This is a genomic window from Pseudomonas sp. B19(2017) (genome assembly GCF_002113165.1).
Taxonomy (GTDB): Bacteria; Pseudomonadota; Gammaproteobacteria; order Pseudomonadales; family Pseudomonadaceae; genus Aquipseudomonas.
In genome coordinates this window covers 71,616-91,858 of sequence record NZ_NEJR01000011.1, presented here as the reverse complement: position 1 = coordinate 91,858, position 20,243 = coordinate 71,616, and the positions used below count along the sequence as shown (strand labels likewise).

Sequence of the window (20,243 nt, the reverse complement as noted above, 5' to 3'; positions counted from 1 at the left end):
CAGGTACGGCGCCGACCCTGGGTATAGCGCCGTACCTGTGGGAGCGGGTTTACCCGCGAATGCGGCAGCAGGTCCACTGCCGCCCCTCAGCATTACTCAGCCAGTTTGTAAGCGATGATGTAATCGCCCATCCTGGTCCCCAGCGAGCCATGCCCGCCGGCGGTCACCAGCACGTACTGCTTGCCATCCTTGCCGCTGTAGGTCATCGGCGTGGCCTGGCCACCCGCTGGCAGGCGGGCTTTCCACAGCTCCTTGCCGTTGTTCACGTCATAGGCGCGCAGGTACTGGTCCAGGGTGCCGCTGAGGAAGCCGACGCCACCGGCGGTGACGATCGAGCCACCCATGCTCGGCACGCCAACCGGCAGGCCGATCGGCACCGGGGTGCTGTCGCGGGTGGTGCCGTTCTTGTGCTTCCACACCACCTTGTTGGTGAACAGGTCGATGGCGGCGACATAGCCCCAGGCCGGGGCCTGGCACGGTACGCCCAGTGGCGACATGAACGGATGCATGGTCACTGCGTACGGCGCACCGGTGTTCGGCTGCACGCCGCTGGTTTCGCTTTCGCGCTTGCTGCCCTCGGCCACCTGCTCACGCGGGATCATCTTCGAGACGAAGGCCATGTAGTTGGGCGAGGTGAACAGCAGCTGGCGCACCGGGTCGACCGACACGCTGCCCCAGTTGAACACACCAACGTTACCCGGGTAGACCAGCGAGCCTTGCTCGGACGGCGGGGTGTACTGGCCTTCGTAACGCAGCTCGCGGAACTGGATGCGGCACAGCATCTGGTCGAACGGCGTGGCGCCCCACATGGCCTGTTCGGTCAGCTCAGGGCCCAGCAGGTTGAGGTCGGAGCGGGCCTGGGTCGGCGAAGTGTGATCGCCTTTCACCGCACCTTGCGGGGTGGGGATTTCGCGGATCGGCACGATCGGCGTACCGTCGCGGCGGTCAAGCACGTACAGGCTGCCTTGCTTGGTCGGCACGATGATTGCCGGCTTCACGCCGTCGTCGGTCTTCAGGTGGACCAGGGTCGGCTGGCTACCCACGTCCATGTCCCACAGGTCGTGGTGGGTGAACTGGTAGTTCCAGCGGGCCTTGCCGGTGGCAAGGTCCAAAGCGACCACGCCGGCACTGTACTTCTCGGCACCTGGGGTACGGTCGGCGCCCCACTGGTCCGGGGTCTGGTTGCCCAGTGGCAGGTAGATCATGCCGAGGTCTTCGTCGACGCTGGCGATCGACCACATGTTGGCCGAGTTGCGGCTGTACATCTTGCCGGGGGCCAGTGGCTGGGTGTCGTCCGGGTTGTTGCTGTCCCAGTTCCACACCAGGTGGCCGTCGTGCACGTCGTAGGCGCGGATCACGCCGGACGGCTCGTTGGTCGACTCGTTGTCGGTGACGTGGCCACCGATGATCACCAGGTCACGGGTGACTGCGGCTGGCGAGGTGGAGTAGTAGCCGCCAGCGGTGAACGGGCCGATACCGGTGGTAAGGTCGATCACGCCCTGGTTGGCGAAGCCTTCGCAGACCTTGCCGTTGTCGGCGTTGATGGCGATCAGGCGGGCGTCCGCAGTCGGCAGGTAGAGGCGGCGAGGGCAGGCCTGGGCCACGGCCTGGCCGGCGTCGGTAATTTTCGGTGCCGGGCGGCCGTCGCGGCTGACGTAGCGGTTTTCGTCATAGTACGAAACGCCACGGCAGGTCATGTGGGCAAAGCCCTTGAAGGTGCCGACCGGGCTCTTGACCTGCGGGTCGTAGCGCCAGATTTCCGCGCCGGTGTCCGGGTCCAGGGCCAGCAGGCGGCTGTGCGCGGTGCAGGCATAGAGCATGCCGTTGACCTTCAGCGGGGTGTTCTGGTTGGTCAGCTCCACCGGGTCGTTTTCGGTCGGCAGGTCACCGGTGCGGATGCGCCAGGCCTCTTCAAGACGGTAGGCGTTCTGCGGGGTAATCTGGCGCAGCGGCGAATAGCGGTCGCCGTGCTCGGTGCGGCCGTAGGCCTGCCACTCGCCGTCGGGCATGGCCGGGGCGGCGCTGGCCATTTCGCTGCTGTCGCGGCCCAGTTCGCCGAACACCTCACCGGGGTGGGTGAACTGGCTGCCCAGGGCGCAAGCGCCCGAAGCGACCACTGCAACGCTGAGCAGTGCAGTGTTGGCCTTGCTGGCCGGGCCGATCAGCGGGCGACGCGCCCAAGGCAACAGCAGGACCACGCCGATGGCAAACCAGATGGCCAGGCGCGGTACCAGTTGCCACCAGTCCAGGCCCACTTCGAGCAGTGCCCATACGGTGCTGCCCAGCAGAACCAGGCCGTAAAGGCCCAAGGCGATGCGGCGCTGGGCCAGCAGCAGGATGCCCGCCAGGGCAAAGCCGATACCGGCGATCAGGTAGTACAGCGATCCGCCCAGCTGGCTCAGCTTGATGCCACCGGCCAGCAGGGCCAAGCCCATCAGCAACAGCAGCGCGCCGATCAGACGCGGTAGCCAGCGGCTTCCATTGTTGGCACCTTCAGTGCTCATCGTAGGTTCTCCGTCAGGTCAAAAAGGGGTTAGAAACTGCTCTGGATCTTCAGGCCGCCGATCAGGGCGTCATCGACCTGCGACACCCCGCCCGGGTGGCGGATGTACTGCAGGTTGGGGCGTACCGTGAGCCAGTCGGCCAAGTGGATGCCGTAATACAGCTCGGCGCTGTACTCGGTGTCCTGCACCGGCAGGAAACCGGGGTTGTCGTAGTCGTCGATGCCGCTGGCCTGGTTGGCCAGGCGCGCGTTCTTGCGGTAGGCAGGGTTGACGTGCACGCGGGCGAGGGCGAAACCGATGTCGTCCTTGGCGCGGGCGTCGAATGGCCCTTTGTATACCAGTCCTGCCTGAACATAGTTGTCGATGGCATTGGTCTTCTTGTCGTGCACCGTGGCGTTGGCGAACAGGCTCAGGCCACGCGACTGGTCGGACGCCAGCGAAGTCACCTGCTGCTGGGCGCCGAGCCACAAGCCGTGCTTGCTCGAACTGCTGCGGTAGGCGGCGCCGCTGAGGGCTGCCGGCTGGCCGTTGCTGTCCTTGAGAACATCCTGTGCCTTGGCATTACTGTAGTAGTAGCCGGCGCGATATTCCCCTTTCAGACCATTGACCCGTGGGCTCCATACCAGTTCTATCGGCATTACCGCCCCTTGGGTGCCACTGCCGCTGAGCTTGAAGCCGTTGCCCGATTCCAGGTTGGAGGGGTTCTGCTCGAACACGCCAACCTGGGCATAGAGCGCATCATTGAGGTTGTAGCGCACGCGCAGGGCCCACTGGCTGACCGGCCAGTTGTACCAGATGCCACCCACCCAGTTGCCTACCTGCGAACCGCAGAAGGCCAGGTTCTGGAAGTCGCAGGGGAAGCTGTTGAAGTCTTCGCCCTCGCCGAAACGGCCGAGTTTCACGTCCAGCGCGCCGTCGAAGTACTTCTGCTTGACCCACAGCTGCGTCAGCCGCCAGGTTTCGCCACGGCCCCAGACTTCCTGGGCCGAGGTGAAACCGCCGACTCGCGGGTCGTTGATGCGGTCGTTGCTGATGTTGTCGCCATGGCGCTCGGTGATGGTCAGCTGGAATTCGGTGTCGTGCCAGCCAAGGATCTTCTCCAGGTCCAGGTGGCTGCCGAAGGTGAACTGGTCGCTGTAGCGCGCGGTGCGGTCGTGGTCGTGGCCACCGTGCAGGTTGCTGCCCATCTCGCCGGTGTAGCCGAGAGTGAAGTCGTAACCTTTTTCCAGCAGTTCGCTGCGGGTGCCACCCCAGTCGCCGAGCATCCAGGGCGAGTCGCTGGCGAACATCTCGCTGGCGCCGGCGTGGGTCGCCAAGGCACTGAGGGCAAGGCCGATGTAACAGGTTTTGGGCAGTTGGAGCATGAGATAGCGCTATCTTTTGATTATTGAATAAACGGCAAGCGCATCGAAGGGCGGGCCCTTCAATGGATATGGCACAAGATGGTTTCGATGAAGCGATTCAGCTTTCGGCGGGGAGGATATAGCGGAAGTTGTAAGAAAAAAAGACAAATTGTCGCAGTGGATTGTTGCCCATATGGCAACAGTCCAGGGCTTGCGTGCTCTTTGTGGGAGCGGGCGTGCCCGCGAACACCGGCGAAGCCGGTGCCATCCACCGCGTCGGCTTCTTCGCGGGCACGCCCGCTCCCACAGATATCGGATTGCTCAGAAGGTGGTACGCAGGCCCACTTCCACGCTGCGCCCCGGCGCCGGCGCGATATCGCGCAGGATCGAGCTGGCATAGCGCACGGTCTGGTCAGTCAGGTTCTCACCGCGCACAAACGCCAGCCACTGGCTCTGGCCAACTTCGAAGCGGTAGCCAACGCTGGCCCCCAGTGTGGTATAGCCGTCAGTGCTGGTTTCGTTGGCCGGTTTGCGATGCTGCGACGCAGCGTGCTGCACATCGACCCGCGCCTGCCAGCGGTCCAGCTCCCAGACCAGGCCGCTGTTCAGGCGCAGTGGGGCGATGCGCGGCAGCGGCTCGCCACTGTCGAGGTTCTTCGCCCGGGTGTAGTCACCAGAGAGCTCCAGGGCGAAGCTGCCATAGCGGTTCTCGGCCAGTTGCCAGCGGTCCTGGGCCTCGATGCCATAGAATCGCGCCCGCACGCCCTGGTACTGGTACTCCGGGAAACCGTCATGGTCGTGATCGTGGTCGTGGTCATCCTCGCCATGGTCGTGGTCGTGCCCCTCGCGCAGGTTGCCGGTGCCGATCAGGCCGATGTAGTTGCGGAAGTGGCTGTAGAACACCCCGACACTGCCCTTGTGGGTGCCGTTGTCGAAGCGCAGCGCCAGGTCGGCGGAAATGGCTTTTTCCTTGTTCAGGTTGGCGTCGCCGACCTCAAAGGCCCCAGTGGCCACGTGGGCACCGTTGGCATACAGCTCGTAGAAGGTCGGGGCGCGCTCGGTGTAGCCAAGGTTGGCGGCCAGCGCCCAGATCGGGTCGAGCTGGTACACCGCCCCGGAGGACAGGCTGAAGGCGTTGAAACTGCTGGCGCTGTCGGCGCCGACGAAGTTTTCGTTGCCTTTGGCATCCGGGTCGACCCGTGTGTGCTCCAGGCGTGCGCCCAGGCTCAGGTTCAAGCGCTCGCTGGCTTGCCACTGCTCCAGCATGAACAGCGCCAGGCTGTCGGTGTCGGTGTGCGGGACGAAGGCTTCCTCGCCCAAGGCGGAGAATTCGTTGCGGCTGACCTGGGCGCCGATCACGCCTTCCACCGGCCCGAGCGGTTGGTGGCGTGCTTCGATGCGTGCTTCATAGCCCTTGTTCCTGAAGGTGGTGTGAACCTCGCCTTCTTCGATTTCACGGTGCTCGTAGTCGGTGTAGCCGGCATCGACCTTGACCGAAGTGAACGGGCCTTCCAGGTCACGCAACTCGGAAGCGAAGGCGTAATGGTCCTGCTTCATGTCCAGGCGCACACCTGGTTCGGCCACCGAACCATAGTTGCTGTCGTAGCGGCTGTATGACAGGCCGGCATAGCCATGTTCCCAGTGGTAGGCGCCACCCACGGCACCACCGTCCTGGCGGCCGTCGCTGTTTTCCAGGCGGTGCTTGCTGCCGGGCTCGTCGGCATCACGCACCTTGGAACTGCGCGCGTAACCGGGGATGCGCAGGTCGTTGAACTGGCGGCTGTTGGCATCCAGGTGCAAGGCGAAGGCACCGTTGCCGGCCTCCAGCTTGCCAGCGCTGCTGCGGGTGGTGTCGGCGCCGCCGTAGCGCAGTTCACCCGCACCCTGGATACCCTCGATAGGGGCATCCGGGATGCGGTTGTCGAAGGTATTGACCACGCCGCCGATTGCGTTACCGCCGTAGAGCAGGGCTGCCGGGCCACGGACGATCTCGACTCGGTCGACGGTCACCGGGTCCAGCGGCACGGCGTGGTCGTAGGACAGCGATGAAGCATCCAGGGCGCCGACGCCATTGCGCAGGATGCGAATGCGGTCGCCATCCAGGCCACGAATTACCGGGCGGCTGGCGCCAGGGCCGAACCAGGTGGAGGCGACCCCGGGCTGCTTGTTCAGGGTTTCACCGAGGCTGCCGTGCTGCTGTTGCAGCAGGTTGTCGCCTTCGAGCACGGTGCTGGGGGCGGCCAGCTGGCGGTTGCCCAAAGGGTTGGCGGTGATGACCTGGGGTTCGAGTTCCACCGCGTGGCTGGGTGCTGCGGCCAGCCAAAGCGCGACGGCGAGGGGAGAGAGGCGAAGCGGTGTGTACAGCATGGGGATGGGGCGTTCCTTGGCAGATGCGTTTGTATTGTTACAATATAACATCTCTATTTCAGCACAGAGGTTTTGCGCCTGGCCAGCGGTTTTTCTGCCGACTCGCCTGATCCCACTCACCACTACACTCGTGTAAGGTGCGCATCTTTCCTACGGAGCACTGGCATGAGCACGGCCCAACACAACGCGCTGCACGGCAAGACCCTCGAACAGATCCTCACGGAGCTGGTGGCGCACTACCAGTGGCAGGGCCTGGCCGAACGCATCGATGTGCGCTGCTTCAAGAGCAACCCGACCATAAAGTCGAGCCTGACCTTCCTGCGCAAGACACCGTGGGCACGGGAAAAGGTCGAGCAGCTGTACGTGAAGCTGCAGCGCCAGGCCTGACATGCCGCGTCATCGCTGGCTGACCGGCATGGCCGTGCTGGGTTGGTTCGGCCTGACCGTACAGGTGTACCTGGTGCTGTTGGCGCGCTGGCAGGAACAGGCCAGCCTGGTTGGTGGCCTGATCAATGTGTTCGGCTATTTCACCGTTTTGACCAATACCCTGGTGGCAACCGTGCTCAGTTATGCGGCGTTCGGCCGGGAGGGCCGTGCGAAGCGCTTTTTCCTGTCGCCTTCGGTGAGCTCCGCGGTGGCCGCCAGCATCGTGCTGGTGGCACTGGCCTACAGCGTACTGTTGCGTCACTTGTGGCAACCGCAGGGCTGGCAATGGCTGGCGGACGAGTTGCTGCACGATGTGATGCCCGTGCTCTATGCCTTGTATTGGTGGTGCGAAGCGCCCAAGGGCAGGTTACGGCTATGGCACCTGCTGGTCTGGGCGGCGTACCCGGCGGCGTATTTTGCCTATGCGTTGTGGCGGGGGAGCGAGATTGGCGTATATGCCTACCCGTTCATCGATGTGGCGAGCCTGGGGTATGGGCAGGTGATGCTCAACGCCCTGGGAGTGTTGGCGGGGTTCTGGGGGATCGGGCTGGTGTTGCTGGGGCTGGATCGGTGGCGTGGGGTACATAAGCTTGCTTAGCCTGTGCCGGCCTCTTCGCGGGCACGCCCGCTCCCACAATGTACGGCGTTTGCAGTTCACTGTGGGAGCGGGCGTGCCCGCGAAAAGGCCGGAGCAGGCGATAACATTCATTCGTCGTCCGCAGTCCCGTCGGCACGCCAGTAGGCCACCGCCTTCAGCGCATCCTCAGGCACACCTTTCTCCAGCAAAACCGCCTTGGCCTGCCGGCTCAGGGCTTTTTCCAGCGCCACCCACCCATACAACCGGCCTTGCGGTAATGCCAGGTTGTTCACCAGTGCCAGCAAGTCTTCCTGATGGCGACGTACCCAGATCACCTCCACCTGCGCCTTGCTCGGCAGGGGCTGGCGTTCCTGCTCGTCTTCGATCTGGATAACCGCCAGCACCTGGCGGCCTGCGGGCAACTCCTCCAACCGCCGGCCAATGGCCGGAATGGCGGTCTCGTCGCCAATCAGCAGGTAGCTGTCGAAGATGTCCGGCACTACCGTCGAAGCCCGCGGCCCGGCGATGTCCAGCGTTTGCCCGGGTGCCGCCTGGGCGGCCCAGGTGGAGGCAGGGCCATCGCCGTGCAGCACGAAGTCGATGTCCAGCTCATTGGCCACCAGGTCGATGCGCCGTGGCGTGTACTCGCGCATGGTCGGCCGTGCACCACCTTGGCGGCCCAGGTTGCGAGCCTCGATGGCTTGCTGTTGCTCTGGCGTTTCGGCGAACAGCAGCTTGATGTGGTCGTCGCTACCCACGCTGGTGAAGCCTTGCAGCTCGGCGCCAGCAAGGGTGATGCGGCGCATGCGTGGGGTCAGTTCGGTGACCCGCAGCACCTGCAGGCGGCGCTGGCGGATCTCGTGGTTGACGCGGTGAATGGTGTCACTCATGGGGTGTCTCCCTGACAGGTTCGGCCGGCCCGGAGGCGATGGCCTTGGCGGTATGGTTGAGCAAGTCGCGAACCCGCTCGATTTCTTCCGGTGTCCAGTGGCCGCTATGCATGTGCAGTGCGTGCCGCAGGTTCCCGACCGCTTCATGAATCTCTGGCGGGCGGTCGTGGCCGCGCAGGGCGCGCTTGCTGACTTCGATGCGCATGCGCACGCCGTCCAGGGCGACAGCCTGTTCGGCCAGCGCGGTGCGGCCGGCTTCGGTGATGGCATAAAGGCGTTTGCTGCCTTTTACCTGGCCGCTGATCAGCTCGGCCTCCTCGAGGAAGTTGAGGGTGGGGTAGATCACCCCGGGGCTTGGGCTGTAGCTGCCGTCGAACAGGTTTTCGATCTGGCGGATCAGGTCGTAGCCGTGGCCTGGCTGCTCGGCGAGCAGGTCGAGCATCAGCAGCTTGAGGTCGCCGGGGGCGAAGACGCGCGGGCCGCGCTCGCCACGGCCGGGGCGCCGCTCGAAGGGGTCGTGAGGGGTGTGTTCGCGCATGGGGGCAGGGCTCCGTCGTTTGCGATATATCGTAAGATATTACTCAAGATATATCTAAAGACAAGGCCTGTAATGCTGATGATTATCATCTAGTTGTTCGATGTACCCCCTTGCGAGGTGGCTGTGTGCACGGCCACCTGCGGCGGTTTGCATTCATTCGGATTGCCCGGTTGCAGGTACGGCATGAGGATCGGAGCCATGCCCTTGAGTACCTGCACCGGCAGTGCCGAGGTGAACTTGAAGGCCTCTGCCGAGCGCCCCGGCACGAATGCGGTCAGGGTGCCGAAGTGGTTGTCACCGAGGAAGAACACGAAGGTGGCGGTACGGTTCAGCGAGCGCGAGCCGATCAGCCGGCCGCCAGCCCCAAAGCTTTCGATGCGGTTGTCACCGGTACCGGTTTTGCCACCCATTACCAGTGGCGTGCCGTCCTGCAGCTTGAAGCTGCCGGAAATGCGCCGCGCGGTGCCCGCATCTACCACCTGCGACATGGCGCCCTTGAGGGCGCGCGCCACTTCGACCGGCAGAATGCGCACACCCCGGTCCGGGTCAGTGACCAGCTTGGTCTCGTAGGGCGTGTTGGCCGCGAAGTGCAGGGTGTCGATGCGCAAGGTCGGCAGGCGCACGCCGTCGTTCTGGATGATGCCAACCAGTTCGGAGAGGGCGGCGGGGCGGTCGCCCGAGCTGCCGATGGCGGTGGCCAGCGACGGCACCAGGTGGTCGAACGGATAGCCCACGCGCTTCCAGCGCTGGTGGATGTCGAGGAACGCTTCGATCTCGACCATGGTGCGAATGCGGCTGTCACGGGCGCCCTGATGGCGGCTCTTGAACAGCCAGCCGTACACCTCCTGGCGCTCGAAGCGGCTGGCGTTGACCATCTCGGTCAAGGTCGAACCAGGGTTCTTCAGCAGATAACCGAGCAGCCACAGGTCCAGCGGGTGAACCTTGGCGATGTAGCCCTGGTCGGGCAGGTCGTACTTGCCTGGGCCGTAAGCTTCATACATCTCCGACAGGCGGCCGTCGGTCAGTTTGCCGAGGGCGATCTTGTCCCCCTTGAGGTGGGCGCGCACGAAGGCATTGAAGGTTTCCTGACCGGCCTCGGGGAACAGGTAGCGGTGCACGGCCGCCAACCGTTGCGGTGTCACGCGCATGCTGTCGAGGAAGGTGTCCAGGCGCTGCTGCGAGGTCTTGCGCTGGTATTTCTTCCAGAAGCGCATCAGGTAGTTGGTGCCTTCCTTGTCGGCAAAACGGGCCAGGTATTCCTGGCGGCGCGGGTCGGAATCGTCCTTGAGCAACGGCACGCGGTTGTACGGCTGTTGGTAGGTCACATAGCGCACCAGGTCACGCATCAGGCGGATGAACGGCAGGTTGATCGACTCGCGCAAGGCATCCTTCAGTGTCGGGTTGCGGCTGTTGTCTTCCTTGCGGAAGTTGTTGAACACGTGCATGCCGCCGCCGGTGAAGAAGGCCTCGCCGGTGTTGGCCGAATACTTGCGCTCCAGCGCCGCATCGAGCATGGCGTCCAGGCTCTGGTTCTTGCTGTTCTGGGCCAGCCATTCCAGTGACCATTGGGTAATCCGGTCGAGTTCGGCGACTTCGACTTTCTTCAACTCGGCGGCAGGCTTGCCGGCGTACTTGTCGTGCAGCTCGGCGATGATCTCCAGGTAAGTGGTGAGCACCCGCAGCTTGGCGGTGGAACCCAGCTCCAGCTTGCTGCCTTCGTTGATGTCGAACGGCTGGTCGGTGCTGTCGGTCTGCACCCGTACCCGCGAGCCGTCCGCGGTGCGCTCGAACAAGGTGAAGCTGTAGCTCACCTGGTCGGTGGTCTTGGCGGTGAGCAGGCGTTCGCCGATCAGGCCGATCTGCGCCGCGAATTCAGGGTCGGCAAGGTTTTTCAGGTACTGGCTGACCTGCAGCTGCAGGTCGGACTGCAACGTACTGGTTGCCGACACGTCGAGCCGGTCGAGGTCGTACAGTGGGCGGTTGAGCATGGCCGCCAGGCGGTTGCGTGCCAGGCTGATGCCCTTGTTGGTAACGATTGGCACGATGGTCGGTTGCGCTACCCAATCGCGGTATACCGCCTTGCTGGCCAGTGCAGCGTCGGCCAGTGGCTGCTCGATGACCTTGTTGGCGGCCAGTACACGGATATGCGCGTCGGTCAGTTCGGCCAGTTCGACCCGCCCCTTGGACAGGTAGTGCGACGGCCGGCGCTGGGCAATCATCAACGACAGCACCTGGCGCAGGGCCAGGCCGCGTGCGGCCATGCTTTCGGGGTCGCTGGTGGTGGCGTTCAGGGCCTGGTTGACCTGGTCGAAATCGGCGCCGTACCACACCCGCAGGCCTTCGGCCATGCCATGCACTTCGCCATGCCCAGGCACTGCCGACAGCGGCACGCTGTTGAGGTAGTCACGCACGATGCGCTGGCGCGCCTCGGTGGTATCCGGGCCGCCCTGGTAGGCGCGCACACTGGCGGAAATCATCTGACGGATCTTCTCGGCGCCAGACACTGTCAGGCCGTCCGGTGAGTGGCGGTACTTTTCCAGCTGCGTGGCCAGGGTGCTGCCGCCGGCGGACTGGCCGGGCAGGGCCAGGTACTTGGCCACCTGGCTGTAGGCGGCCTTGGCAAAGCGCGGCCAGTCCACGGCCGGGTTGTTGCGCGGGTCCTTGGGGTCGAGCAGGTCGCGGTTCTCGATGAACAGCAAGCTGTTGACGATTACCGGCGGGATCGCCGCAAAGTCCGGGTACAGGTGTTGCGGGTAGTTGTACTGGTACAGCACGTCACCGCGGCAGTCGGTGATCGACAGGCCGGCCTGGATTTTCTCGATATAGGGGGCGAACAGCCCATGATCGACGTAGTTCATCAACGCCGGCGAGAACCTCACCTGTTCGCTGATCAGGTAGTCGCGCTTGAGCAGGCGCGGCAGGAATTCGCCCAGGGCGCTGTAGCCCAGCCGTTTGTCGAACGGCCCTTCACCGGGGTAGACGATGGCATCGCTGGGGCCTGGTTGCAGCGAATAAGTGAGGGTGCTGGCCAGTTTGCTGAATTCCCGCGACTGCAGGTTGGAGGTGCGGAATTCGTCATACGCAGCGAAGCCGATAGCCACCAGCGCCACCAGCAGGATGAGGATGATCAGCCGCCACCATAGCCGACGCTGGCGGGGGGAGTTAGGGTGTGGCGTCTCGACCGGAGGTCTCTCGGGTGCTTCCGTTCTGCTTGGTTCCGATTGCCACAGTGCGCCCATAGTCTTCTATCCGGCCAGGTATTTTCGTCTTGCTTGTCTGAAGCTTAGACGTTGCGCGGGTCAGGTGAAAAAATTGTAAGAGGCGGAGAAAAGTGGCGTAGGGCTATGCGGCTTTGGTGTGGGTTGGCTCGTAAGACGATATTGCTATGGTGGCCGGGCGATTTTGGGTGCTTCGCGCCCCATTCGCAGCACAAGGCTGCTCCTAAAAGGGAATGCGTATCCACTGTAGGAGCAGCCTTGTGCTGCGAATGGGTCGCGAAGCGGCCCAGAAATCTAGCTGAATTTTCCTGTTTATACAGCGAAAAACCCTACAACGGTCTTCCTATACTGCTCGCCCCCTTCGCCTTGCCGGGCGCTCTATTCCGGCACTCGGGCCGGCCCACGAGGCCAGCCCGGTAAGCCAACGCCACGCCTATCGGCCTGGCCGGTGCTGCACGAAGGTCAACTCCAATAACAAAATGAGGTTGTATTGCTATGCCAGTCGGCAACCACTCTGCCCACGGCCAGGCCACTGAAGGCGGCCCGCTCAAGCGTGAACTGGGCGAACGGCACATCCGCCTGATGGCGCTGGGCGCCTGTATCGGTGTCGGTCTTTTCCTCGGTTCGGCCAAGGCCATCGAAATGGCCGGCCCCGCCATCATGTTGTCCTATATCATCGGTGGCCTGGCCATTCTGGTGATCATGCGCGCCCTTGGTGAAATGGCCGTGCACAACCCTGTCGCCGGCTCGTTCAGCCGTTATGCCCAGGACTATCTCGGCCCGCTGGCGGGCTTCCTCACCGGCTGGAACTACTGGTTCCTGTGGCTGGTGACCTGTGTTGCCGAAATCACCGCAGTGGCCATCTACATGGGCATCTGGTTCCCCGACGTACCGCGCTGGATCTGGGCCCTGGCGGCGCTGGGCAGCATGGGTGCGGTCAACCTGGTGGCCGTCAAGGCCTTTGGTGAGTTCGAGTTCTGGTTCGCCCTGATCAAGATTGTCACCATCATCGCCATGGTCCTTGGCGGCATCGGCATCATTGCCTTTGGCTTCGGCAATGACGGCGTGGCAGTGGGCATCTCCAACCTCTGGAGCAACGGCGGCTTCATGCCCAATGGCGTGACCGGCGTGCTGATGTCACTGCAGATGGTGATGTTCGCCTACCTGGGCGTGGAAATGATCGGCCTGACCGCTGGTGAAGCACGTAACCCGCAAAAGACCATTCCGCAAGCCATCGGCTCGGTGTTCTGGCGCATCCTGCTGTTCTATGTCGGTGCACTGTTCGTAATCCTGTCGATCTATCCATGGAACGAAATCGGCAGCCAGGGCAGCCCGTTCGTCATGACCTTCGAGCGCCTGGGCATCAAGACTGCCGCCGGCATCATCAACTTCGTGGTCATCACTGCAGCGCTGTCGTCGTGCAACGGCGGCATCTTCAGCACCGGGCGCATGCTCTACAGCCTGGCGCAGAACGGCCAGGCCCCGGCAGCCTTCGCCCGCACCTCGAAAAACGGCGTGCCGCGCAATGCGCTGCTGCTGTCGATCGGCGCGCTGCTGCTGGGCGTGCTGGCCAACTACCTGGTGCCGGAGAAGGTCTTCGTCTGGGTTACTTCGATCGCCACCTTCGGCGCCATCTGGACCTGGGTGATGATTCTGATGGCGCAGTTGAAGTTCCGCGCCGGCCTCACCACTGCCGAGCGCAAGGCACTTAAGTACCGCATGTGGCTGTGGCCGCTGAGCTCGTACTTGGCGTTGGCCTTCCTGGTGCTGGTGGTCGGGCTGATGGCGTACTTCGAGGATACCCGTGTGGCGCTGTACATCGGCCCGGCCTTCCTGGTGTTGCTGACGGTGCTGTATTACGCGCTCCGCCTGGCGCCGAAAGACGCGCAGGGTGTGGCCAGTACTGCTTCCTGATCTGAAATGGCCGGGGCCGCTGCGCGGCCCTTTCGCGACACAAGGCCGCTCCTACAGGCGACCGCGCCAGCTGCATGGGCCGCGATCTCCTGTAGGAGCGGCCTTGTGTCGCGATGGGCTGCGTAGCAGCCCCAGGGGTTCTATCAGGCTGCCACCTCGTTGTGCGGCTCGAAGCTGTCGGCCCGTGCCAATTGCCACATGCGCGAATAAAACTGCCCGTTCACCTCGCCAGTCAGCAGCTCACCCGGCTTCAAGAACACATGCATCTGCGAGAACAGCTTGATCTCGGTGGCCGAGATGCGCCGTACCAAGTGCTTGGCTTCCAGCTGCGCCGGGTGCTCCAGGCCTGCTGCCGCAAGCATTTCGGCCAGGGCACGCAAGGTGTTGTGGTGGAAGTTCATCACCCGCTGGGCTTTGTCTGGCACCACCAGCGCACGCTGGCGCAGCGGGTCCTGCGTGGCCACACCGGTCGGGCACTTGTTGGTGTGACAGCTCTGCGACTGGATGCAGCCAATGGCGAACATGAAGCCGCGCGCCGAGTTGGCCCAATCAGCGCCAATGGCCAGCACGCTGGCAATGTCGAAGGCGCTGACGATCTTGCCGCTGGCGCCCAGCTTGATCTTGTCGCGCAGGTTCAGGCCGACCAAGGTGTTGTGCACGAACAGCAGCCCTTCGCGTAGCGGTACGCCAATGTGGTCGGTGAACTCCACCGGCGCCGCACCCGTGCCGCCTTCCTTGCCGTCGACGACGATGAAGTCGGGCAGGATGCCGGTTTCCAGCATGGCCTTGGCGATGCCCATGAACTCCCACGGGTGGCCCAGGCAGAACTTGAAGCCTACCGGTTTGCCGCCAGACAGTTCACGCAACCGGGCAATGAACTGCATCATCTCGATGGGGGTGGAGAAGGCGCTGTGGCGCGACGGCGAGATGCAGTCTTCGCCCATCAGCACGCCACGGGTTTCGGCAATTTCCCGGGTCACCTTGTGCTTGGGCAGGATGCCGCCATGGCCGGGTTTGGCGCCCTGGCTCATCTTGATTTCGATCATCCGCACCTGCGGGCTGCGCGCCTGGGCGGCGAAGCGTTCGGGGTCGAAGCGCCCGTCCGGCGTGCGGCAGCCAAAGTAGCCACTGCCCAGTTCCCAGACCAGGTCGCCGCCATGCTCGCGATGATAGGGGCTGATGCTGCCCTCGCCGGTGTCATGGTGGAAATTGCCCAGCTTGGCGCCCTGGTTGAGGGCACGGATGGCATTGGCGCTGAGCGAGCCAAAGCTCATTGCCGATATGTTGAAGATCGATGCCGAGTAGGGCTGGCTGCACTGCGGCCCGCCGATGATGACCCGGAAGCTTGCCGGGTCGGCCAATGGTGCTGGGCGCATGGAGTGGCCGATGAACTCGAAGCCGGACTCGTACACGTCGATCAGGGTGCCGAAAGGTTTGTCCGAAGCTTCGTTCTTCGCCCGTGCATACACCAGCGAGCGCTGCGCGCGGGAGAACGGCAGGGCGTCGCTGTCGGCTTCCAGCAGGTACTGGCGGATTTCCGGGCGAATGGCCTCGACCAGATAGCGGATGTTGCCCAGGATCGGGTAGTTGCGACGTACTGCGTGGCGTTGCTGCAGCAGGTCGAAAAGGCCGATCAGGCTGAGGATGGCGGTGCTCAGGGTGAAAGGCCACAACCATTCGTGGTGGGTGAAGGGCAGGCTCGCCAAGGTAAACAGCACACAGGCGGCAAAGAAGGCATAGCGACTGAGAAGTGACAGGCTCATACAGGGTCCTTGCGAATGGCGCGGTCAGGCTCAGGGCCTGGGCAAACGCCGACCATAGCCCGGTTTGGGCGGTGCTGAAAATGAAAATCGGGGTAGCGAAAATCATTCTCGCAGAGCCTGGCAACAGTCTTCAGGCCAACACTGACTGTTGTAGGAGCAGCCTTGTGCTGCGAAGAGGCCAGTAGGGAAACAGATTGTCTTCGGCAATTATGGCCTCTTCGCAGCACAAGGCTGCTCCTGTAGGGCCTGTCTTTGCCCTGAAGTCAACAACAAGGGATTCAGGTAGTGTCGCGCAGCAGCTTCTGCCGCCAGCTTTCCTGCTCCTGGGCTGGCGCCTCGACCAGGAACGAATAGCGCCCGCCCACCCGCACCGCCACCGGCACTCCATCGCGATACAACAGGCGGTTGCCACTCACCGCCGGCACTTTCGCCCCCGGCAGCAACGACCCGACCAGGTTCAGCGGGTCACTGGCACTCACCACCACCAGTGCCCCGTCCAGTTCACGCCGTCTAACCTGCCGCAGCAGCCCCACTGCCTCCGGCAAGGCGAACTGCTCGCCGGCCAGTCCGGCAATGAAGCGTCCGCCACGAATTTCGCCACGCGCCTCCAGCCGGTGATAGCAGCGCAGCAATTCGCGCCAGGGCGGCAAGACATCGCTTTCGCGCTCCAGCAGGCGCCAGCACACCACGCCATAGCGCCGTAGCAGGGCCCTGGCGATGTGCTCCAGGCGCTGGCTATCGTCTACAGTGCCCCTGCGCAGCAAGGCCCAGCGCCCGGCATGGGACATGCTGCTGGACAGCGGCGGGTGCCCGCGTCGGCTACTGCGCGCTGTGCGTTTCGCCGCCGGGGTGATCAGGCTGCGCAGGCCGATGAAGCTGTCGGCCCCCACCAGGCCTGCACCGACCAGCTCCTGCAAGGCCGTCTCCAGTTCGCTGGGCAGCAGGTGGGCATCGTGTGCCAACTCATCGAAGAACAGCGCACCATGCGCGTTCAGCACCGCGTGGACGCGTTGCGCCCGTGCGCCGAGGCTATCCACGGCAGGCACAGGGGCAAGGCTGCGCCACAGGCCAAGGTGCTCCCGCGGCAGCAGCACCAGCGGTGTGCTCGACAGGGTATTGCTCGACACGGTCGCCGCCAGCCGGCTCCAGGCGAACTGCCCGCTACGGCAGGCATCGTCGAGCCAGTGCGGGCTGTAGTCCTTGATACGGGCCGGCAGCAGTTCGGCTTCCCAGGCGCCGGCGGCACTCGGGAACCCTTGCAACTGGCCAAGTACCTCGGCCACGGCTTGCGGGCCACGCAGGTGCGTGTCGTTGGCCAGGTGCTGCCAGTCGAACAGAAAACGCATGAAGTCCTGCAGGCTGACCGGCTCGATCTCCCGGCGCAGGCGTTTGACCGTGTAGCGGTGGATGCGCGCCAGCAAATGGCGCTCGCACCACTGCAGTTCGCTTGCGCCAGGGCTGAAATGCCCACGCAGCACATAGCCTTCGGCTTCCAGGCGGGCCAGGGCCTGTTCGATGGCCTGTGGCGGTTTGCCAAGCGCCGCTGCAATCTGCGCGCGGGTCAGCGGGCCATGGCCGCTCAGGCGGGCTCGCAACAGTTCGACCAGCGCAACGTCCGGTTCGATGGCCTGATCGAAGCCTGGCAGTACCTGCAACGCAGGTTCCAGCCGGGAGCCGGGGTACAGCACCTGCAGCAGGCTCAACCGCTCGCGCGCCAGCCACAGTTTTTCATCCACCAGGCGCAATGCCCGGCCAGCCTTGGCCAACTGCCTGAGCAGCAGCTCCCAGCCGGCATTGCCCTGCACTTCGTCCTGGCTGATGGCACCCAGGCCCATCAACGCTTCATGCATTTCGTCGGCATTGCCCGGTTGCGGCCAGGCCTCGGCCGCGACGACGGCAATGGCATCGGCGTCCAGCGCGCCCAGGTCGTCGCCGTGCTGCACCTCGCTCCAGCGCCGATTGAGCACTGCCTGCGTGCGCCGTTCTTCCAGTGGTGCGTCATCCAGGAAGGCATAGGGCCGAGCGTTGAGGATGGCCGAAGCCAGTGGCGAAGGGGCGGGCAGGTCGCGGCACAGCAGGCGCACCGTGCCGCTTTCCATACGCCGCAACAGCGCCAGCCAGCCTTCGCTGTCCATTGCCTCATGCAGGCAGTCGTCGAGGGTTTGCTCGACCAGCGGATGATCGGGAATCTGCCGTTCGCCGACGATGTTCTCCAGGCAGGCGATCTGGTCGGGGAACACAGCGGCGATCAGGTCTTCGCTCTTCATCCGCTGGATCTGTGGCGCCACCTTGCGTCCGCCGACGAAGCGCGGCAGTGCCATGGTCACACTGGCGTTCCAGCGCCAGCGCACGCCGAACAGCGGCGCATCGAGCAGCGCCTGGACAAGGATCGGTTCGGCGCTGCGGCTATTGAGGTAACGCCACACGTCGTCCAGTTCGAAACTGTGGCTGGAGGACAGCGATAGCACGATGGCGTCCTCGCTGGCCGCCGCCTGCAACTCGAAGTTGAAGGTGCGGCAGAAGCGCTTGCGCAGGGCCAGCCCCCAGGCGCGGTTGATGCGGCTGCCGTAGGGCGAATGGATGATCAGCTGGGTACCGCCGGACTCATCGAAGAAGCGCTCCATCACCAGCGTGTCCTGGGAGGGCAGGGCGCCGAGCACTTCGCGGGTGCGGGCCAGGTAATCGAGCAACTGGCCGGCGGCGTCTTCGCCGAGTTCGAAGGCACACTTCAACCATGCCAGTACCTCGGCCTGGTCGTTGCCAGCCAGCTGTTGGTCGATCTGCGCCTGCAGCCGGGCCACCGCGGCAGACAGCTCGTCGCTGCGCCCCGGCGCCTCGCCCAGCCAGAACGGAATGGTCGGTGGCAGGCCATGGGCATCTTCCACCCGCACACGGCCCGGCTCGACCCGCAGGATGCGATAGGAGGCATTGCCCAGCTGGAAGATATCCCCGGCGATGCTCTCCACGGCAAAGTCTTCGTTGACGCTGCCAATGTTCAGGGCCTGCGGTTCGAGCAGCACGGCGTAGTCGGCGTTGTCGGGGATGGTGCCGCCGCTGGTCAGGGCGGTCAGCTGGCTGCCACGACGGCCCCGCAGGGTGCCGCTCACCGCATCGCGGTGCAGGTAGGCACTGCGCACGCCCTGGCGGCCGTTGTGGCCCTCGGCGAGCATGCGCAGCAGCGCCTGGTAATGGTGCTGGTCGAGTTCGGCGTAGGGCGTGGCCTGGCGCAGGCAGTCGAACAGGGCCTGTTCGTGCCAGGGCTGGTTGCTGGCTTCGGCGACGATCTGCTGGGCCAGCACGTCCAGCGGCGCCCGGGGAATGTGCAGTTCGTCCAGCTCGCCCCGGCGTACGCAGTCGAGCAGGGCGACGCATTCGATCAGGTCATCGCGCGAAGTAGGGAACAGGCGCCCCTTGGGCACGCCATCGACCTGGTGGCCAGCGCGGCCGACCCGTTGCAGCAAGGCCGCGATCGAACCTGGCGAAGCGATCTGGCAGACCAGTTCGATGTCGCCGATATCGATGCCCAGCTCCAGCGAAGCAGTGGCCACCAGCACCTGCAGCTGGCCGTTTTTCAGGCGTTGTTCGGCATCCAGGCGTAGTTCCTTGGCCAGGCTGCCGTGGTGCGCGGCAACCGCCTCCTTGCCCAGGCGGTCGCCGAGGTGGCGGGTGATGCGCTCGGCCAGGCGCCGGGTATTGACGAACACCAGGGTGGTGCGATGTTCGCGCGCCAGGCTGGCCAGGCGGTCATAGACCAGCCCCCACACATCAGTGGCCATCACTGCCCCCAATGGCACTGGCGGTACTTCGATGGCCAGGTCGCGCTGCCGGGCATGGCCGACATCGACGATGGCGCAGCTGCGGCCGTTGCCGACCAGAAACTGCGCCACCCGCTCTACCGGGCGTTGCGTGGCCGACAGGCCGATACGCCGCAATGGTCGGTTGCACAAGGCCTGCAGGCGCTCCAGGGTAAGTGCCAGGTGGGCGCCGCGCTTGTTGCCGGCCAAGGCATGGATTTCGTCGACGATGACCGTATGCACGCTGGCCAGGCCTTCGCGGCCCGAAGCCGAGCCCATCAGCACGTAGAGCGATTCGGGTGTGGTCACCAGGATGTGCGGTGCCAGTTTGCGCATGGCGGCACGCTCTTTCTGCGGGGTGTCGCCGGTGCGCACGGCTGTGGTGATGCGCGGGGCATTCAGGCCCTGGTCCGCGAGGGCCTGGGTGATGCCTTCGAGCGGTGCCTGCAGGTTCAGGCGGATGTCGTTGGACAAAGCCTTGAGCGGTGAAACGTAGACCACCAGGGTTTGCGCGGGCAGCTCGCCCTGGTGCTCCAGGCCCTGGCGGAACAGTTCGTCGATCACGGCCAGGAACGCGCTGAGGGTCTTGCCCGAGCCGGTCGGCGCGGCCAGCAGCATTGACTGGCCCGCGTGGATCAACGGCCAGGCCTGGGCTTGGGCGCCGGTGACCGTGGCGAACTGGCGGCGGAACCAGGTGCGCACGGCAGGGTGGAACAGCTCGAGCACCGGGTGCTGTTTGGCGGGCAGATTCATGTGTTGGTTATGGAGGGCGTGGGGCGGGTTGGCAAGGGGCCGTTCGTCTGGCCGGTCGGCTACACCCTGTGCCGGCCCTTTCGCGGGCATGCCCGCTCCCACAGGTACTGCGCCGCTCTCAAGACCTGTGGAGGACCTGTGGGAGCGGGCGCGCCC

11 protein-coding genes are annotated in these 20,243 nt (G+C 64.5%); 3 read left to right on the top strand and 8 right to left on the bottom strand.

From position 1 onward, the window contains the following. Window positions 1-92: 92 nt before the first annotated feature. The 3 genes from CAF70_RS16350 to CAF70_RS16335 all read right to left on the bottom strand — a co-directional run bounded on the left by CAF70_RS16350 (window position 93) and on the right by CAF70_RS16335 (window position 6,214). Entirely contained in the window at window positions 93-2,504 is a 2,412-nt protein-coding gene (locus CAF70_RS16350) for a glucose/quinate/shikimate family membrane-bound PQQ-dependent dehydrogenase (protein ID WP_085625883.1), read from the bottom strand. Window positions 2,505-2,533: 29 nt separating this feature from the next. Further along, on the bottom strand, window positions 2,534-3,868 hold the full coding sequence (locus CAF70_RS16345; RefSeq protein WP_085625884.1) for a carbohydrate porin: 1,335 nt from the start codon (window positions 3,866-3,868) through the stop codon (window positions 2,534-2,536). A gap of 300 nt (window positions 3,869-4,168) precedes the next feature. Beyond that, window positions 4,169-6,214: a TonB-dependent receptor gene (locus tag CAF70_RS16335; protein ID WP_085625885.1), complete on the bottom strand. Its 2,046-nt coding sequence runs from the start codon at window positions 6,212-6,214 to the stop codon at window positions 4,169-4,171. Window positions 6,215-6,379: 165 nt separating this feature from the next. Here CAF70_RS16335 and CAF70_RS16330 point away from each other — a divergent pair, with 165 nt between their 5' ends. Continuing rightward, complete coding sequence (locus tag CAF70_RS16330) at window positions 6,380-6,601, top strand: VF530 family DNA-binding protein (RefSeq protein ID WP_003252112.1); 222 nt, start codon at window positions 6,380-6,382, stop codon at window positions 6,599-6,601. Between the two features lies 1 nt (window position 6,602). Further along, on the top strand, window positions 6,603-7,238 hold the full coding sequence (locus tag CAF70_RS16325; protein ID WP_085625886.1) for a Pr6Pr family membrane protein: 636 nt from the start codon (window positions 6,603-6,605) through the stop codon (window positions 7,236-7,238). A gap of 107 nt (window positions 7,239-7,345) precedes the next feature. On the opposite strand, the gene CAF70_RS16320 is transcribed toward CAF70_RS16325, so the two are convergent. From CAF70_RS16320 to CAF70_RS16310, 3 genes are all read right to left on the bottom strand, one after another. Then, window positions 7,346-8,107, bottom strand: a complete 762-nt coding sequence (locus tag CAF70_RS16320) for a siderophore-interacting protein (protein ID WP_085625887.1) — start codon at window positions 8,105-8,107, stop codon at window positions 7,346-7,348. After that, a complete protein-coding gene (locus tag CAF70_RS16315) occupies window positions 8,100-8,645 on the bottom strand; it encodes a PadR family transcriptional regulator (protein WP_085625888.1) in 546 nt (181 codons plus the stop codon). Before CAF70_RS16315 ends, CAF70_RS16320 begins: the two co-directional genes overlap by 8 nt. An 89-nt stretch (window positions 8,646-8,734) precedes the next feature. Further along, entirely contained in the window at window positions 8,735-11,884 is a 3,150-nt protein-coding gene (locus CAF70_RS16310) for a transglycosylase domain-containing protein (RefSeq protein WP_085625889.1), read from the bottom strand. A 474-nt stretch (window positions 11,885-12,358) separates the two neighbouring features. Between CAF70_RS16310 and CAF70_RS16305 the strand changes: the two genes are divergently transcribed. Beyond that, the gene (locus tag CAF70_RS16305; protein WP_085625890.1) at window positions 12,359-13,777 is read left to right on the top strand and encodes an amino acid permease; all 1,419 of its coding nucleotides are present in this window, start codon (window positions 12,359-12,361) and stop codon (window positions 13,775-13,777) included. A gap of 143 nt (window positions 13,778-13,920) precedes the next feature. On the opposite strand, the gene CAF70_RS16300 is transcribed toward CAF70_RS16305, so the two are convergent. Next, complete coding sequence (locus CAF70_RS16300; protein ID WP_085625891.1) at window positions 13,921-15,540, bottom strand: FMN-binding glutamate synthase family protein; 1,620 nt, start codon at window positions 15,538-15,540, stop codon at window positions 13,921-13,923. A gap of 278 nt (window positions 15,541-15,818) precedes the next feature. Next, window positions 15,819-20,087: a DEAD/DEAH box helicase gene (locus tag CAF70_RS16295; RefSeq protein ID WP_085625892.1), complete on the bottom strand. Its 4,269-nt coding sequence runs from the start codon at window positions 20,085-20,087 to the stop codon at window positions 15,819-15,821. Window positions 20,088-20,243 lie beyond the last annotated feature (156 nt).

What these genes read in the sequence shown, in the direction of transcription:
- CAF70_RS16300 (WP_085625891.1), bottom strand. Translation starts at nt 15,540, where the DNA reads ATGAGCCTGTCACTTCTCAGTCGCTATGCCTTCTTTGCCGCCTGTGTG.
- CAF70_RS16335 (WP_085625885.1), bottom strand. Translation starts at nt 6,214, where the DNA reads ATGCTGTACACACCGCTTCGCCTCTCTCCCCTCGCCGTCGCGCTTTGG.
- CAF70_RS16350 (WP_085625883.1), bottom strand. Translation starts at nt 2,504, where the DNA reads ATGAGCACTGAAGGTGCCAACAATGGAAGCCGCTGGCTACCGCGTCTG.
- CAF70_RS16325 (WP_085625886.1), top strand. Translation starts at nt 6,603, where the DNA reads ATGCCGCGTCATCGCTGGCTGACCGGCATGGCCGTGCTGGGTTGGTTC.
- CAF70_RS16295 (WP_085625892.1), bottom strand. Translation starts at nt 20,087, where the DNA reads ATGAATCTGCCCGCCAAACAGCACCCGGTGCTCGAGCTGTTCCACCCT.
- CAF70_RS16330 (WP_003252112.1), top strand. Translation starts at nt 6,380, where the DNA reads ATGAGCACGGCCCAACACAACGCGCTGCACGGCAAGACCCTCGAACAG.
- CAF70_RS16305 (WP_085625890.1), top strand. Translation starts at nt 12,359, where the DNA reads ATGCCAGTCGGCAACCACTCTGCCCACGGCCAGGCCACTGAAGGCGGC.
- CAF70_RS16315 (WP_085625888.1), bottom strand. Translation starts at nt 8,645, where the DNA reads ATGCGCGAACACACCCCTCACGACCCCTTCGAGCGGCGCCCCGGCCGT.
- CAF70_RS16345 (WP_085625884.1), bottom strand. Translation starts at nt 3,868, where the DNA reads ATGCTCCAACTGCCCAAAACCTGTTACATCGGCCTTGCCCTCAGTGCC.
- CAF70_RS16320 (WP_085625887.1), bottom strand. Translation starts at nt 8,107, where the DNA reads ATGAGTGACACCATTCACCGCGTCAACCACGAGATCCGCCAGCGCCGC.
- CAF70_RS16310 (WP_085625889.1), bottom strand. Translation starts at nt 11,884, where the DNA reads ATGGGCGCACTGTGGCAATCGGAACCAAGCAGAACGGAAGCACCCGAG.